This is a genomic window from Achromobacter aloeverae (genome assembly GCF_004121055.1).
In the GTDB taxonomy this organism is placed as follows: domain Bacteria; phylum Pseudomonadota; class Gammaproteobacteria; order Burkholderiales; family Burkholderiaceae_B; genus Bordetella_C; species Bordetella_C aloeverae.
In genome coordinates this window covers 1-15,112 of record NZ_PYAL01000006.1, presented here as the reverse complement: position 1 = coordinate 15,112, position 15,112 = coordinate 1, and the positions used below count along the sequence as shown (strand labels likewise).

Genomic DNA, 15,112 nt, shown 5'->3' with positions numbered 1-15,112 from the left:
TGCAAGCCCGGCGCTCCCCCGCAGAAAACGGGCCGTAACCCCAACCGAGGTCCACCATCATGAACGCCCAAGATACCTTCCAGCTCGACAAGGCCACCCTGGTCGACCAGTCGACCGCGCAAATGGACCGGCAGTTCGCCGACAGCGCCTACACGCTGCGCCAGAAGCTGGCGCTGACCTGCCGCATCCTGTTCGAAAATGGTCATGATTCCGGACTGGCGGGCCAGATCACCGCGCGCACGGGCACGCCCGGCGAGTTCTACACGCAGCGCCTGGGCCATGGCTTCGACGAAATCTCCGAAGGCAACCTGCTGCGCGTGGATGAAGACCTGAACGTGCTGGAAGGCGACGGCATGCCCAATCCGGCTAACCGCTTCCACTCCTGGGTCTACCGCGCCCGCCCCGACGTCAACTGCATCATCCACACCCATGCCGTGCACACCGCGGCGCTGGGCATGCTGGAACAGCCGCTGATCGTCTCGCACATGGACAACTGCGTGCTGTACGACGACGTGGCCTTCGTCGCCAATTGGCCCGGCGTCCCCGTCGGCAACGAAGAAGGGGAACTCATCTCCGGCGCGCTGGGCAGCAAGCGCGCGCTGATGCTGTCGCACCATGGCCTGCTCGTCGCCGGCCAGAGCGTGGAGGAAGCGTGCGTCCTGGCCATTGCCTTCGAACGCGCCGCCCGCATGCAGCTGCTGGCGCAGGCCGCCGGCGAAATCAAGCCGATCGACCCGGCGCTGGGCAAGGAAGCGCACGACTGGATCCTGCGTCCCAAGCGCAACACCGTGGCCTTCGATTACTACGCGCGGCGCGCGCTGAAGAACCCGCGCAACGCGGATTGCCTCAGCCGGTAAGGAACGTCCGCGTCAAAGGCGGCCGCGCGCCCGCAGGCGTTGCGCCAGGCGGGGATAGACGCGCAAGGCGTTCTCCCCGAGCACCTTGGCGCGATGCTCGGGCCGCAGCCACTCGACGGCATCGATGTAGCGCTTGGTGTCGTCGTAATAGTGTCCGGTGCGGGGGTCGATGCCCTTGACGGCGCCGATGATCTCCGACGCGAACAGCACATTGTCCGGCGGCACCACGTCCAGCAGCAGTTCGATGCCGGGCCGGTGATAGACGCAGGTGTCGAAGAACACGTTGTTCATCAACTCCTCCACCGTCGGCCGGTTGAACTGCTGCGCCAGGCCACGATAGCGTCCCCAGTGGAACGGCACCGCGCCGCCTCCGTGCGGGATCACGAAGCGCAGGGTGGGGAAATCCTTGAAGATGTCCGCCATCAGGAACTGCATGAAGGCCGTCGTGTCGCCGTTCAGGTAATGCGCGCCGGTATGGTGGAAGTTGGGATTGCAGGAACAGCTGACGTGGACCATGGCCGGCACGTCCAGCTCCACCAGGGTTTCGAACAGCGGATACCAATGCTTCTGGGTCAGCGGCGGATCGGTCCAGTAGCCGTCGCTGGGATCGGGGTTGACGTTGCAGCCGACAAAGCCAAGCTCCAGCACGCAGCGCTTGAGCTCCGCGATGCAATTGGCCGGGCTGACGCCGGGCGACTGCGGCAGCTGGCAGACGCCCACCAACTGATCCGGATACAGCTCCACCGCGCGATGGATGAGGTCGTTGCAGGCGCGCGTCCAGTTGGCGCTGGTGGTGGCGTCGCCGACGTGATGCGCCATCGCGCCGGCAATCGGCGAGAACAGCGTCAGGTCGACGCCGCGCTCGCGCTGGATGCGCAGCTGGTTGGGCTCCAGCGACTCGCGGATCTCGTCGTCGCTGATGTGGAAGTCCGGAACCAGCACCTGCCCCGCGGCATAGGCGTCTGTCTGGCGGGCGCGCCAGGCCTTCAGCGCGGCCGGCGCGGTGGTGTAGTGCCCGTGGCAATCGATGATCATGATGTTGTCCTGGTGGTTGTGCTGGGGTTGGTCCCGCGGGTGACCCGCATTCCTGCTACTCGACCTTCAGGCCGAATTGCCGGGCCACGTCGGCATAGGTCTTCAATTCCTGGTTATAGAAAGCGGTGAACGCCTGCGTAGGCATCGGCGCCGCCTCGACGCCCAGCTTGTTCAGCGCCTCGATGACGTTCGGCTGCGCCATCACGGCCTGGATGGCGTCGGACAGTTTCTTCACCGCCGGCTGTGGCGTGCCAGCCGGCGCGAACATGCCCCACCAACCGATGAGCTCCAGGTTGGGCACGCCCGCCTCCCCCATGGTGGGCACGTCGGGCAGCCGGTGGAAACGCTCCGACCCCGTGACCGCCAGTGCGCGCAGCTTGCCGCTTTCCACCAGGGGAACGACCTCGCTGGCGGTGGGGATCATGAAGGTCAGGCGGCCCGCCAGCAGGTCGGGCAAGGCGGCGGAGCCGCCCTTGTACAGCACCTGCACGGGCTTGGTGCCGGTGTTTTGCGGGAACAGCAGATTGGTCGGCGACCCGGCGCCGACCGCGCCGTAGGAAGCCTTGTCCGGATTCGCCTTCATCCAGGCGACGAGACCGGCCACGTCATGGATGGCCGTCGTCGCCGGCACCACCAGCACGAAAGGCGCGCGCCCCGTGCGCGCCACGGGCTGCAGGTCTTTCGCGGCGTCGTAGGGCAGATTGGCCATGGTGGCGCGATTGAAGCCCAGGTAGGTCGCGCCCATCAGCACGGTGTAGCCGTCGGGCGCGGCGCGCGCCACATACTCGGTGCCGATATTGCCGTTCGCGCCGCCACGGTTCTCGATCACCACGCTTTGCTTCAGGCGCGCCCCCAGCTCGGTGGCCACCACGCGCGAGATGTTGTCGACGCCGCCGCCCGCGGCATAGGGGACGACCAGGCGGATGGGTTTGTCGGGGTAGTCGGCCCAGGCGCTGCCCGCGGCGCCGCTCCAGAGCACGAGCGCGGCCAACGCCACGCGGATAGGACGCAGATGCATGATGTCTCCCGTTGTCTTCGCTGTCTAGTCGCTGTCTTTTCGGATGTCGTGCAGGTCTTCTGCCCGCACGTGCCGGATCCGTTTTTTGCGTCGGACCCGCGCGCCTTGCGCCGCGGGCCGGCCCGCATGCCGGGGCCTCCTTGGTCCCGGCACGTCTCCGTGCACCCATGCAGCGTAGGCGCGACGGATGGCCGGGACAATATCGGTCCGCCTGGCGGACCGATATAAGATAGGCGCTCGAACATCGGCGCCGCGCCCATCGCGCCAGGCCCGGACGGACATGGAGCAGGACACAGCGATGAGTGAAAACCCTGACGAGTTGGTCACGGCCGCGACCCGCGCACTGGCCATCCTGGATGTGTTCAGCATGGAAGAGCCGCACCTGGGCCTGAGCGAGATCGCGCGCCGCGTCGGACTGGCCAAGACCACCGCCCTGCGCCTGCTCAAGACCCTGGAAGCCAGCCACTACGTGGCGCGCACGGACCAGGCGCAATGGCGCCTGGGCCCTGCCACCGCGTCGCTCGGTTCGCGCTACACCATGGCCTTCGATGTGCGGGAAAGCATAGAACCGGCGCTGCGCAAGCTATCCGATGAAACCGGCGAGGACATGTCCTTCTTCGTCCGCGATGGCGACCGCCGCATACGGCTGGTCAAGGTGCGGTGCCCGCAGGCGCAACACAACAGCGCCCGCGTGGGCGAGGCCATGCCGCTGGATCGCGGCGCGTCCGGCCTGGTGCTGCTGGCTTTCATGGGGGAAACGGGCCCGCTCTACGACGAGATCCGCGCGCGCGGCTATCACGTCACGGTGGGCGAGGCGCGGCGGACCTCGGCCAGCATCGCCGTGCCCGTCTTCGGCAATCGCTGGCGCGTGGCGGGCGCGCTGTGTATCGGCATGCCCGCCAGCCCCGGCGTCGCGCCGCGCTTGCAGGCCTACGCGCCGCGGCTGTTGCAGGCAGCGCAATCGCTGTCGGCGATGTTGAGCTACGACGCCGGCGCGGCGCGTCACGCGGGCAGGCCGCGGGCGACCTGGCATCCGTGACGCGGGCCGCCAAGACGACAACTCAGGCGGCAGCTCAGGCAGGCAACCGGGTAGCCGCTCAGGCAGCCGATCAGGCAGCAGATCAGCGAGCCGACAGGCAGGACGCCGGCACGCGGATCCAGCCTTCCATCAGGATGCGCGCGCTGCGGCTCATCAAGGCCTTGGTCACCTTCCAGTCGCCATCCACCTGCCTGGCCTCGGCGCCCACGCGCAAGGTGCCGGACGGATGGCCGAAACGTACCGAATTGCGTTCGCCGCCGCCGGCGGCCAGGTTGACCAGCGTGCCGGGCACCGCGGCGGCGGTGCCGATGGCAACCGCGGCGGTCCCCATCATGGCGTGGTGCAGCTTGCCCATGGACATGGCGCGCACCAGCAGGTCCGCGTCGCCCGCGCCAATCTGCTTGCCGCTGGACGCGGTGTAGGCGCTGGGCGGCGCGACGAAGGCGACCTTGGGCGTGTGCTGGCGCGTCGCGGCCTCGGCCAGGTCCTTGATCAGGCCCATTTTCAGGGCGCCGTGGGCGCGTATGGTTTCGAAGCGCGCCAGGGCCGCGTCGTCGGAATTAATGGCGTCCTGCAGTTCGCGGCCGGTGTAGCCGATGTCCGCCGCGTTCAGGAAGATGGTAGGAATCCCGGCGTTGATCAGCGTCGCGTCCAGGGTGCCGATGCCCGGCACCTCCAGGCGATCGACCACCTTGCCGGTCGGAAACATGGCGCCGCCTTCCTCGCCCTCGTCCGCCGGGTCCAGGAACTCCAGGCGCACCTCGGCCGCGGGAAAGGTCACGCCGTCGAGCTCGAAGTCGCCCAGCTCCTGCACCTGGCCGTCCACGACGGGCACGTGGGCGACGATGGTCTTGCCGATATTGGCCTGCCAGATGCGTATCGTGATCTCGCCATTGCGCGGGATGCGCGCCGGGTCGATCAAGCCCATGTGGATGGCGCAGGGCCCCACCGCCGCCGACAGGTTGCCGCAGTTGCCGCTCCAGTCCACGAAGGGCTGGTCGATCGACACCTGGCCGAACAGGTAATCCACGTCGTGGCCGGGCCGCGTGCTGCGCGACAGGATGACCGATTTGCTGGTGCTGGACGAGGCATTGCCCATGCCGTCGATCTGCTTGCCATAGGGGTCCGGACTACCCAGCGCGCGCAGGAGAATGGCGTCGCGCACGGGACCCGGTTGGCGCGCGGCCTCGGGCAGGTCATCCAGCCGGAAGAACACCCCTTTGCTGGTCCCCCCGCGCATATAGGTCGCGGGAATCTTGATTTGATGGTCAGCGGCCATGTCAGGCTCCTTGTTCTTGAGCGAGGAAATCTTGCGCGAAGCGTTGCAGTACGCCCCCCGCCTCGTAGACGGACACTTCTTCGGCCGTGTCGAGACGGCACGTGACGGGAACGTTGGCGCTGGTGCCGTCCTTGCGATGGACCACCAGCGTCAAGGTCGCGCGAGGGGTGCGCTCACCCACCACGTCATAGGTTTCGGTGCCGTCCAGCGCCAGCGTGTGGCGGTCGACGCCGGCCTGGAACTCCAGCGGCAGCACGCCCATGCCGATCAGATTGGTGCGGTGGATGCGCTCGAAGCCTTCCGCCACCACGGTCTCCACGCCGGCCAGCCGCACGCCCTTCGCCGCCCAGTCGCGCGAGGAGCCTTGGCCGTAGTCGGCGCCGGCGATGATGATCAGGGGCTGCTTGCGGTCGAGGTAGGTTTCGATGGCCTCCCACATCCGCATGACGTGGCCGCCGGGTTCCACGCGGGCGAGCGATCCGGCCCGCACCTGGCCGTCCGCGTCGCGCACCATCTCGTTCTTGAGCGTGGGATTGGCGAAGGTGGCGCGCATGGCGGTCAGGTGGTCGCCGCGGTGGGTGGCGTAGGAGTTGAAGTCCTCCTCGGGCACGCCCATTTTGGTCAGGTACTCGCCGGCCGCCGAGTCCGCCAGGATGGCGTTGGACGGCGAGAGGTGGTCGGTCGTGATGTTGTCCGGCAGGATGGCCAGCGGCCGCATGGCCCTGAGCGTGCGTGGATTGGCGGCCAGCGCCCCAACGCCCTCCGTGTCCCAATAGGGCGGCCGGCGGATGTAGGTGGACTGTGGGCGCCAGTCGTATTGTGGGCTCACGGCGGTCTCGACCGAAATGTCGCGCGCGAACATGGGTTCGTACACGCGCCGGAACATCTCCGGCTTCACGGCGGCCTGGACGATGCGGTCGATTTCCTCGTCGCTGGGCCAGATGTCCTTGAGGCGGATCTCCTTGCCGTCGACCACCGCCAGCACGTCCTTCTCGATATCGAAGCGCACGGTCCCGGCGATGGCGTAGGCCACGACCAGGGGCGGCGACGCCAGGAAGGCCTGCTTGGCGTAGGGATGGATGCGGCCGTCGAAGTTGCGGTTGCCGGACAGGACGGCGGTGGCGTACAGGCCACGGTCGATGATCTCCTGCTGCAACACCGGATCCAGGGCGCCGCTCATCCCGTTGCAGGTGGTGCAGGCGAAGGCGACGATGCCGAAGCCCAGTTGCTCCAGGTCGCCCAGCAGGTTCGCTTCCTTGAGGTAGAGCTCGACGGCCTTGGAGCCGGGCGCGAACGAGGACTTCACCCACGGCTTGCGCGTCAGGCCCAGCCGATTCGCGTTGCGCGCCAGCAGACCCGCGGCGATCACGTTGCGCGGGTTGGACGTATTGGTACAGGACGTAATGGCCGCGATGATCACGGCGCCGTCGGGCATCAGCCCCAGCACCTCTTGCGCCCTGGCCTGCTCCAGCCCGGGTCCGGTCGCGATGCCGCGCTCGGCCAGGGCGGCGGTCGGCAGCCGGCGATGCGGATTGGACGGCCCCGCCATATTGCGCTCGACCGACGACAGGTCGAACTGCAATTCGCGTTCGTACCGCGCGTCGCGCAGGCTGTCGGCCCAGAAACCCGCCGTTTTGGCATAGGTCTCGACCAGGCGCACCTGCGCTTCTTCGCGGCCGGTCAGCCGCAAGTAGTCCAGCGTCTGCTCGTCGATCGAGAACAGCGCGGCGGTCGCGCCGTATTCCGGGCACATGTTGGAGATGGTCGCACGATCGCCGATCGTCAGGCTGCGCGCGCCGTCGCCAAAGAATTCCAGATAGGCGCCAACCACTTTTTCCTTGCGCAGGAATTCCGTCAGCGCCAGCACGATGTCCGTGGCCGTGATGCCGGGCTGGCGGCGACCGGCAAGGCGCACGCCGACGATTTCCGGCAGGCGCATCCACGACGCGCGACCCAGCATGACGTTCTCCGCCTCCAGGCCGCCGACGCCCACCGCGATGACGCCCAGGGCGTCGACGTGCGGCGTGTGGCTGTCGGTGCCGACGCAGGTGTCGGGAAAGGCCAGGCCGTCCTGCACGTAAACCACCGGCGACATCTTTTCCAGGTTGATCTGGTGCATGATGCCGTTGCCCGCCGGAATGACGTCGACATTGGCGAAGGCCAGCTTGGTCCAGTCGATGAAGTGGAAGCGGTCCTCGTTGCGCCGGTCCTCGATGGCCCGGTTCTTGGCGAAGGCGTCTGGATCGTATCCGCCGCACTCCACGGCCAGCGAGTGGTCGACGATCAATTGCACGGGGACCACGGGATTCACCCGGGCGGGGTCGCCGCCCTCGGCGGCAATCGCATCGCGCAGGCCGGCCAGGTCGACCAGCGCCGTCTGGCCCAGGATGTCATGGCAGACCACGCGCACCGGGTACCAGGGGAAGTCGCGGTCGCGGCGCCGCTCGATGATCTGCCGCAGGCACTCATCGAGGATGGCGGGATCGCAGCGCCGCACCAGGTTCTCGGCATGCACGCGCGCGGTATAGGAAAGCTGGTCCCAGGCGCCCGGCGCCAGGGCGTCGACCGCCGCGCGGGCGTCGATATAGTCCACGGAAGTACCGGCGAGGGGTTTGCGGTAGGAATTGCTCATTGTCTCGGTCGATTTTCTTGGTCGGATTTTTTCGTCGAATATAGTAGCCGCTTGTCCGGACGCCGGGCGCGGCGCCTGTCCAGGCGCTGAATCAGCGGCGCGCGGCGGGCGGTTGCGGATTGTTGGCGGGATTGGTGTCCACCTTGGTCACGCCCTCGATGCCGCCATCCGTCCCCAACGCCGCGAGTTCCACCCGCAGGGCTTCGGCGGCAGCGCCGTCATAGACTTCCTGGCCGCCCACATAGGCGGTATAGACGCGCCGGTACTTGGCCTGCTTGGCCGGGTCCTCGATGGTGTCGCGCGTCCAGCGGTACAGGGGATATTGCGCCACGCCTTCACGCTCGGCCTCGGCGACATAATCGGCGAAGGCCTGGTACTGGGACTTGATGGCGGCGCCGTGGCGCGCCAGGACGGCGCGCAGGGGCGCGTCCTCGGGCGCATCGGGATGGTCGCGCAGCCGCGCGGCCAGGGCCTCGGTGACGCGCAGGCGTATCTGATACTGCCAGGTATCTTGCACGGATGCCTCGCTGCGGAAGCGCGCGTGCCAGGCTGGACGCGCGGACCGCCGTATTCTACGCCTCCGGGACCTGTCCCTTGACCTGGCCCCCGGCCCGCACCAGGTCGGCAAGCGTGCGAACCTGCATCTTGCGCATGACCCGGCCGCGCCGCACCTTGACCGTGATTTCGCTGACCTCCAGCTCGGCGGCGATCTGCTTGTTCAGCATGCCGCGCACCACCCGCTCCATGACCGCCCGCTCGCCCTCGGTCAGGGTGTTCCAGCGCGCCAGCACGTCGTCGGCGCGCGTCATGTCGGCCAGTTGCGCGCGATCCTTTTCCACCGCCGCGTGGATGGCGTCCAGCAGGTCCTGGTCGCGAAAGGGCTTGGTCAGGAAATCGACGGCGCCGGATTTCATGGCGGCCACCGACATGGGGATATCGCCATGCCCGGTGATCACCACCACGGGCACGCGGCGGCGCGCCTGCTCCATGCGGCGCAGGAAATCCATGCCGCTCTGTCCGGGCAGGCGCACGTCCAGCACCAGGCATGCGGGGCCGTCCGCGGTGTCGCCGTCCAGGAACTCCTGCACCGAGCCGAATCCCCGCACCGCCAACCCGACCGAGCTCATCAGGTCCTCCAGCGACTCGCGCAGGGAGGTGTCGTCGTCGACGATATAGACGATGGGCGAGCCGTCATGGGGTGTCTGGCGTGAACCGGGCTTGGTATTTCGCATCGGCGGCGAGTGTGTTTTCCGTATCGGGTCTTCCGTCATGATCAGGCATCCTTGTCCGCGACGGCATCCTTGTCCGCGACGGCATCCTTGGCGGTCACGGGCAGCGTAAAGCAGAAAGTCGCGCCGCCACGCTTGGCGGGTTCGGTCCACAAACGTCCGCCATGACTCTCCACGATGGCCCGGCTGATGGTCAATCCCAGGCCAGTGCCGTCGGGCTTGGTGGTCCAGAAGGCGTCGAACAGCCGTTCGCGGGCTTGCGGGCTCAGCCCGGGTCCGGTGTCGGCGACGACCACTTGCACCTGCCCCGGCTCGGCGACGGACACCCACAAGGTCAGGCGCCGCTCGCCGGACGGCATGTCCCGCATTGCCTCGATGGCGTTGAGCAAGAGGTTGATGATCACCTGCCCGATCTGCACCGGATCGGCCCGCACGGCGGGCAGGCCTTCCTGGATGCGCTCGTTCAGCGTCACGCCGCGCCGCTGCATTTCGCCACGGGTCATGTCCACCGACTCCGCGGCGATGTCGGCGAGGTCCACCGACGCCATCCGTGGCTCGGCATTGCGCAGCAGCCGCCGGATGCGCTTGACGACCTCGCTGGCGCGATTGGCGTCGTCGATCATGCGCTGCAGGGCGCGTAGTCCGCGCTCCAGGTTGGGCGGATCATGCTCAAGCCAGCGCTGGCAGGCGCTGCCGCTGGTCACGATGGCGGCCAGGGGCTGGTTGATCTCGTGGGCGATGGAGGCGGTCAGCTCCCCCATGCTCTGGACGCGCGACAGGCGCGCGAGCTGGACGCGAGCCTCCTGCGCGGCCTCCTCGGCCGCCGCGCGCTTGAGCGCCAGGTAGGCGGTGATGCCGATGGCCGCGATGCTGATCGCGGCGTTGACCAGGCCGACGCTGCGCAGGGATCCTCCCTCCGGCGTCAGGAACAGGCTGAAGACTGTCAGCGCGGCGCAGATCAGCGCTACCCCGATCACGCCCCGCCGCGGCAGCAGGCTGAGCGCCAGCAGGATGACCACGACGTAGAACACGGCCATGGCCACTTCCAGCCGCGTCAGCGTATCCGCCAGGAAAATCGCCGCCATCAAGAGCGCGAGCAGCAGCACGCCCGCTTGGGCGCGACCTCGTCGGCGTGAGACCTGATCCAGGGACATATAGCGAGGACTAGAACGAAGGGCAAAGAGCGCCGGGACGCCAGGCGCGCCCAGGGCAGCGCGGCGGACCGGCGTCCGCCGGTCCAGGGTCAGGCGGCGGACCGGCGTCCGCCGGTCCAGGGTCAGGCGGCGGACCGGCGTCCGCCGGTCCGTTAGCTTATACCAGGGCTTGCCGTGGGTCGCCACGGCGCCCTCCCCTGGCCGGGCTGGTGCAGGAGTCATGCCCAGATGGCCAGTACCGCTGCGATGACCATCACCACCCAGGCCACCAGCATCGGCAGCAGCAGCCCCAGGAAACCCCGGGTATCGGCCTGTCCGCCGGTCACGCGGTCGGCGGCCGACGGGTGGGAGGCTCGCAATGCGGGAGAGCGGAGCTCTAGTTCGACCGCCCACTCATGCCGGTCGCGTGAAAAGTCCTTGATGGCTTCGAAGATCTCGCTCATGACGTCACCTCCGCGGCGAATTGCCCGCGATGGCCAGGACCGGCCAGCCGCGGCGCATCGCCGGCAGCCCGCGAAGCCGATATCCTGCGCGTGGCCGCGACTTGCGGCATCCCGTCGCCCGGCGTGGCATGCAGGGCGTTGATGCGCAGCTCGCTGCAAAACGCGCTCAACCAGCCGAGCAGGGACGAGACATCGCCGTCATCGCTGCGCAGGCGCACCATCGTGGAGGCCTGGGCGCCGTCGGCCGAATCGCGCACCTGGGCAACGGTTTCCGGCCGCGCCCGCAAGGCCAGGTAAAGGCGCTTGCGGATGATGGCCAGTTCGATGGCCGAGCCGTAGAACGTGACGTTGAGAAAGGCCGGCGCGGCGGCCGCGCGGCGGTGGGGAGTAGGCGGCAACATGCGCGTCTCCTAGGAAGCAAGAGTGACCCGGAATCAATACTGGTGAATTGGGCGCGCGCATGCCCCCATGGGCGCGGACGAAACGTCCGGCCTGAGCAAGGGAAGCAAGGAAGGGAGGATATGAGCCGGGAATCCGAGGCGAAATCCCGGCGGCGTATCTCCGCCAGACCGGGCCGGCGGGACGCTGGGCAAGAGCCGCGGCGTAGACCTACGAAGCCCGGTGCGCGCCGCTGGCGCTACTACATCCGTCATCGTCCACGGCGGACTCCTTGTTCGATATCAACGGGAGGTAGTGTAGGGCGGGCGGCGCGTGCGAAACAGGCTGCGCGGGATATACCTTGGTATCGTCCCGGCGTCGGGCCGGGCGCGCCGCCGGCATGGCCGGCCGGCGGCAGAGGGTCTTCGGGCCGCGGGAGCGGCGGTCAATCCCACTCGGGTGCGAGACCCGCCGGGCTGACTTCCCGGCCATTGCGCTCCAGCGCGGCGATGGCGGCCATGTCGGCATCGGACAGGCGCAAGGTCCGGGCCTGCAGGTTCGCCGCCAGGTTGGCCCGTTTGGTCGACGACGGAATCACCGCGTAGCCCAGCTGCATCGCCCAGGCCAGCGCGACCTGCGCCGGCGCGGCCTGGTGGCGCGCCGCGATCTCGGCCAGGACCGGATCGCCCAGCACCTTGCCATAGGCCAGCGTCATATAGGACGTGACGGCGATGTCCTGCGACTGGAGAAACTCCGCCAGCTTGCGATTCTGCAAATAAGGACTGAGCTCGACCTGGTTCGTCGCGATATTGCCCGCGCCGACCGCGGCGATGGCCTCGCGCGTCAACGCGATATTGAAATTGGAGATGCCGATCTGGCGCGTCAGGCCCCGCTCGCGCGCTTGTGCCAGCGCGCCCATATAGGCCTCCAGCGGCACGCCATTGCCCGGCGCCGGCCAGTGGATCAGCGTCAGGTCGACGTAATCGGTGCGCAGCTTGCGCAGGCTTTCTTCCAGGCTGGGCCCCAGCTTGGCGGGCGCGTAGTTGTCCACCCATATCTTGGTGGTCAGGAAAACATCCTGGCGCGCCACGCCGGACTCGGCGATGGCCTGGCCGACCTCGGCCTCATTGCCATAGATCTGTGCGGTATCGACGGCGCGGTAGCCCAGCTCCAGGGCGGTACGCACGGAATCGATGACGACCTGGTCCTTCAACCGGAAGGTGCCGAGGCCAAAGGAGGGGATGGTGGAGAGAGACATGGTTGTTCCTTGTTCCTTGTTGAATGCAGGGTTGCGAGTGGATCGGCGCGCAGCGCCGGCCCTGCCGGGCTGGCCAGGTCAGGCCCGGCAAGCCGCCACCGGCCGGCGGCGGCGCGAGACCTGCACGAGCACCAGCAGCAAGCCGGCGATGGCGATGCCCGCCCCGGCCAGCGGCACGGCCGCGTAGCCCAGGCCCGCCGAAATCGTGGCGCCGCCGACCGCCGCGCCCAAGGCATTGCCCAGGTTGAACGCGCCCACATTGACCGACGAGGCCAGGCCGGGGGCGCGCTCGGCCGCCCGCATCACGCCCATTTGCAGCGGCGGCACGACGGCAAACGTGGCCATGCCCCACAACAGCAAGGAAATGGCCGCGCCCGCGTGATAGCGGCCCAGCAACGGGAATGCCAGCATCACGACGATCAACAGCGCCAGGAAGCCGATCAGGCTGCCCGCCAGCGAACGGTCCGCCAGCTTGCCGCCGGCCGCATTGCCGATGGAAAAACCAATGCCGATCAACACCAGCATGGCCGTGATGAATTCCGGGCTGGCGCCCGTCAGGGACTTCAAGGTGGGCGCGATATAGGTATACAGCGTGAACATGGCGCCGGACCCCAGCACCGTCGTCAGCAGCGCCACCAGCACGGCGGGCTGGGTGAGCACCGACATTTCGGCGCGCACATCCGGACGACGGCCGCTCTCGCCCCTGGGCAGGGCGAGCCACAGCGTGCTCATCGCCAGCACGCCAAGCACGGCCGTCGCCGCGAAGGACATGCGCCAGCCTATGGTCTGGCCCAGCCAGGTAGCGGCCGGAACGCCGCCGATATTGGCGATGGTAAGCCCCATGAACATGGTGGCGACCGCGCTGGCCTGCTTGTGGCGCGGCACCACGCTGGCCGCGACCAGCGAGCCCAGGCCAAAGAACGCGCCGTGGTTCAGGCTGGTCACCAGGCGCGCCAGCAGCAGGGTGTAGTAGCCGGGGGCGGCCGCCGACAGCAGATTGCCCACCGTGAAGATACTCATCAAGGCGATCAGCGCGGTGCGGCGCGACCACCGCGACAGCGCCAGCGTCATCAGCGGCGCGCCCAGCATCACGCCGATGGCGTACGCGCTGACCAGCATGCCGGCGCTGGGTATGGAGACGTTCACGCCCTCGGCGATGACGGGCAGCAGGCCCATGGGCGAGAATTCCGTGGTGCCGATGCCGAAGGCGCCGACCGCCAGGGCGAAAAGCGCGAAACCGGCGGACGCGTCCGTCCGGGAACGCGCGGTCGAGGTGGAAAGATCAGACATGGTGGGATCCGGGAGGGCAGCAAAATGCTGCACAGCAAAATAAAGCTGAAGTTTGCCGGATTTGGCCCCGTCCAGACACCATCGCCCGAGCGAAAGACTCTTGCGGAAAAATCAATAATGACCGGCGAGGGGTTTACCTGATCGACAAATCCGCCTGTCCCCGGCTCCCTGGCGGGCCGGCGGGAGCGCCGCCATAGGTTTCACGGCAGACCTGGCGCAAGGACGCCGTGAACAGGGTATCGACGGGGCGAGCGTCCCGCGCCCGCGTGAAAAGCGCGATGGGCGGCAGGGTCCAGTTGAAGGAATACGGCACGATGGCCACCCCGGCGATGCGCACCAGTTCATCGGCCACATCCGACGGCACGATGGAAACCGCCGTCTCGCTGGCCGCGATCATCTCGCCGATCAGCCGGGCCGAACCGCTTTCCACGATGGGCGTGGGCGGCGCCAGCCCCGCACCCAGGAACATGTCGGCCACCTGCTCGCGCATGGGCGTATGCGGCGCCCCCAGGATCCAGTCCAGTTCCGCCAGCACCGGCCAGTCCAGGCGGGCGCGTCCCAGCCGGGCGGCCAGGCGGCGGCTGGCGATCAGGCGCGGCTGCTGCTGGTACAGGCGTTCGAACGCCACGCCTTCCAGGTCCAGCGTGGCCGACGCCCGGCCGATGACGATATCGACATCGTGTTCCCGCAACCGCGCCAGCAGCTGGTCGCTGGCTCCCTCGTGCACCGTCACGGTCAGCCGGCGCGAGCCGTCCGGCAGGGTGCGCTGGATGGCGGCGGACAGCAGGCGACCGGAAATAAAGGGGATGACCCCAATGTGCAGATGGGCGGCGTGACCGGCGACCACGGTTTCCATGTCCCGCACCAGGTGCTCCAGGTCGTGGACCATGGCGCCGGCCCTGGCCAGCACCACCTCCCCCAGGGCTGTCGGCGCCATGCCGCGCACGGAGCGGTCGAACAGCGGCGCCCCGAACATGCTTTCCAGCTCGGCCAGCGCGTTGGTGATGGCCGGCTGGCTGCTGGCCATGCGCTCCGCCACCCGGGTCAGGGACCCATAGCGGCGGATATTCAGCAGCAGGGTCAGGTGGCGCATTTTCAGGCGCGACGCCAGGCGGCGCAGCACCTCATCAGGTTCGAATCCGGCCATGGCCCGGGGCAAGCTCCCTCATATCATCAGGAAAATATTATGGAATCATAGCAATTCAGAATTTTAGGGTTATGCCTGGCGGCCTAGAATGCATCCCAGGACAGCGCCCTGGGCGCAAGGAGAGGAAAACAATGACCACCGACAACGACCGCAAGGCCGCACTCGACTACCACGAGTTTCCCGTGCCCGGGAAAATTTCCGTTACCGCCAGCAAGCCCCTGGTGACCCAGCGCGACCTGGCGCTGGCGTACACGCCCGGTGTGGCGGCGGCCTGTGAGGAAATCGTCGCGGACCCCGTCAACGCGGTGCGCTACACCAGCCGCGGCAACCTGGTCGGCGTCATCACCAACGGC

The 15,112-nt window shown here is 68.0% G+C and carries 14 protein-coding genes and 1 pseudogene; 3 read left to right on the top strand and 12 right to left on the bottom strand.

Translation table 11 applies throughout. The features are described 5' to 3' along the window. The first annotated feature begins 59 nt into the window (after positions 1–59). Positions 60–857, top strand: coding sequence for an aldolase (locus C7R54_RS19310; protein ID WP_129152077.1), 798 nt, complete (start codon positions 60–62; stop codon positions 855–857). Positions 858–869: 12 nt separating this feature from the next. Here C7R54_RS19310 and C7R54_RS19305 read toward each other — a convergent pair whose 3' ends face one another. Both C7R54_RS19305 and C7R54_RS19300 read right to left on the bottom strand, forming a co-directional pair. Beyond that, positions 870–1,892 (bottom strand): amidohydrolase family protein, encoded by a 1,023-nt coding sequence (locus tag C7R54_RS19305; RefSeq protein ID WP_129152076.1) that lies wholly within the window; start codon positions 1,890–1,892, stop codon positions 870–872. Positions 1,893–1,947: 55 nt separating this feature from the next. Next, positions 1,948–2,910: a Bug family tripartite tricarboxylate transporter substrate binding protein gene (locus C7R54_RS19300; RefSeq protein ID WP_129152075.1), complete on the bottom strand. Its 963-nt coding sequence runs from the start codon at positions 2,908–2,910 to the stop codon at positions 1,948–1,950. 298 nt (positions 2,911–3,208) lie between these two features. Here C7R54_RS19300 and C7R54_RS19295 point away from each other — a divergent pair, with 298 nt between their 5' ends. Then, a complete protein-coding gene (locus C7R54_RS19295; protein ID WP_192903701.1) occupies positions 3,209–3,949 on the top strand; it encodes an IclR family transcriptional regulator in 741 nt (246 codons plus the stop codon). Positions 3,950–4,031: 82 nt separating this feature from the next. Here the strand turns inward: C7R54_RS19295 and prpF are convergent, their stop codons facing one another. The 10 genes from prpF to C7R54_RS19245 all read right to left on the bottom strand — a co-directional run bounded on the left by prpF (position 4,032) and on the right by C7R54_RS19245 (position 14,759). Then, on the bottom strand, positions 4,032–5,228 hold the full coding sequence (gene prpF / locus C7R54_RS19290) for a 2-methylaconitate cis-trans isomerase PrpF (protein WP_129152073.1): 1,197 nt from the start codon (positions 5,226–5,228) through the stop codon (positions 4,032–4,034). 1 nt (position 5,229) lies between these two features. Continuing rightward, complete coding sequence (acnD, locus tag C7R54_RS19285) at positions 5,230–7,860, bottom strand: Fe/S-dependent 2-methylisocitrate dehydratase AcnD (protein ID WP_129152072.1); 2,631 nt, start codon at positions 7,858–7,860, stop codon at positions 5,230–5,232. 91 nt (positions 7,861–7,951) lie between these two features. Then, the gene (locus C7R54_RS19280; protein ID WP_129152071.1) at positions 7,952–8,377 is read right to left on the bottom strand and encodes a hypothetical protein; all 426 of its coding nucleotides are present in this window, start codon (positions 8,375–8,377) and stop codon (positions 7,952–7,954) included. Positions 8,378–8,432: 55 nt separating this feature from the next. Beyond that, positions 8,433–9,092, bottom strand: a complete 660-nt coding sequence (locus C7R54_RS19275; RefSeq protein ID WP_129152439.1) for a response regulator transcription factor — start codon at positions 9,090–9,092, stop codon at positions 8,433–8,435. Positions 9,093–9,133: 41 nt separating this feature from the next. Further along, the gene (locus tag C7R54_RS19270) at positions 9,134–10,465 is read right to left on the bottom strand and encodes a sensor histidine kinase (RefSeq protein ID WP_204524362.1); all 1,332 of its coding nucleotides are present in this window, start codon (positions 10,463–10,465) and stop codon (positions 9,134–9,136) included. Further along, a complete protein-coding gene (locus C7R54_RS19265; protein ID WP_129152070.1) occupies positions 10,462–10,686 on the bottom strand; it encodes a hypothetical protein in 225 nt (74 codons plus the stop codon). Before C7R54_RS19265 ends, C7R54_RS19270 begins: the two co-directional genes overlap by 4 nt. After that, positions 10,683–11,087 carry a hypothetical protein gene (locus tag C7R54_RS19260; protein WP_129152069.1) on the bottom strand — a complete coding sequence of 135 codons (405 nt, stop codon included), beginning with the start codon at positions 11,085–11,087 and terminating at the stop codon, positions 10,683–10,685. The genes C7R54_RS19265 and C7R54_RS19260 overlap by 4 nt, the downstream gene beginning before the upstream one ends. A 422-nt stretch (positions 11,088–11,509) precedes the next feature. Beyond that, on the bottom strand, positions 11,510–12,322 hold the full coding sequence (dkgB, locus tag C7R54_RS19255; RefSeq protein ID WP_129152068.1) for a 2,5-didehydrogluconate reductase DkgB: 813 nt from the start codon (positions 12,320–12,322) through the stop codon (positions 11,510–11,512). 78 nt (positions 12,323–12,400) lie between these two features. After that, positions 12,401–13,612 (bottom strand): MFS transporter, encoded by a 1,212-nt coding sequence (locus tag C7R54_RS19250; RefSeq protein ID WP_129152067.1) that lies wholly within the window; start codon positions 13,610–13,612, stop codon positions 12,401–12,403. Positions 13,613–13,745: 133 nt separating this feature from the next. Further along, entirely contained in the window at positions 13,746–14,759 is a 1,014-nt protein-coding gene (locus tag C7R54_RS19245) for a LysR substrate-binding domain-containing protein (protein WP_129152066.1), read from the bottom strand. Between the two features lie 131 nt (positions 14,760–14,890). Here C7R54_RS19245 and C7R54_RS19240 point away from each other — a divergent pair. Beyond that, positions 14,891–15,112, top strand: a pseudogene (locus C7R54_RS19240) (hypothetical protein); the annotation flags it as partial.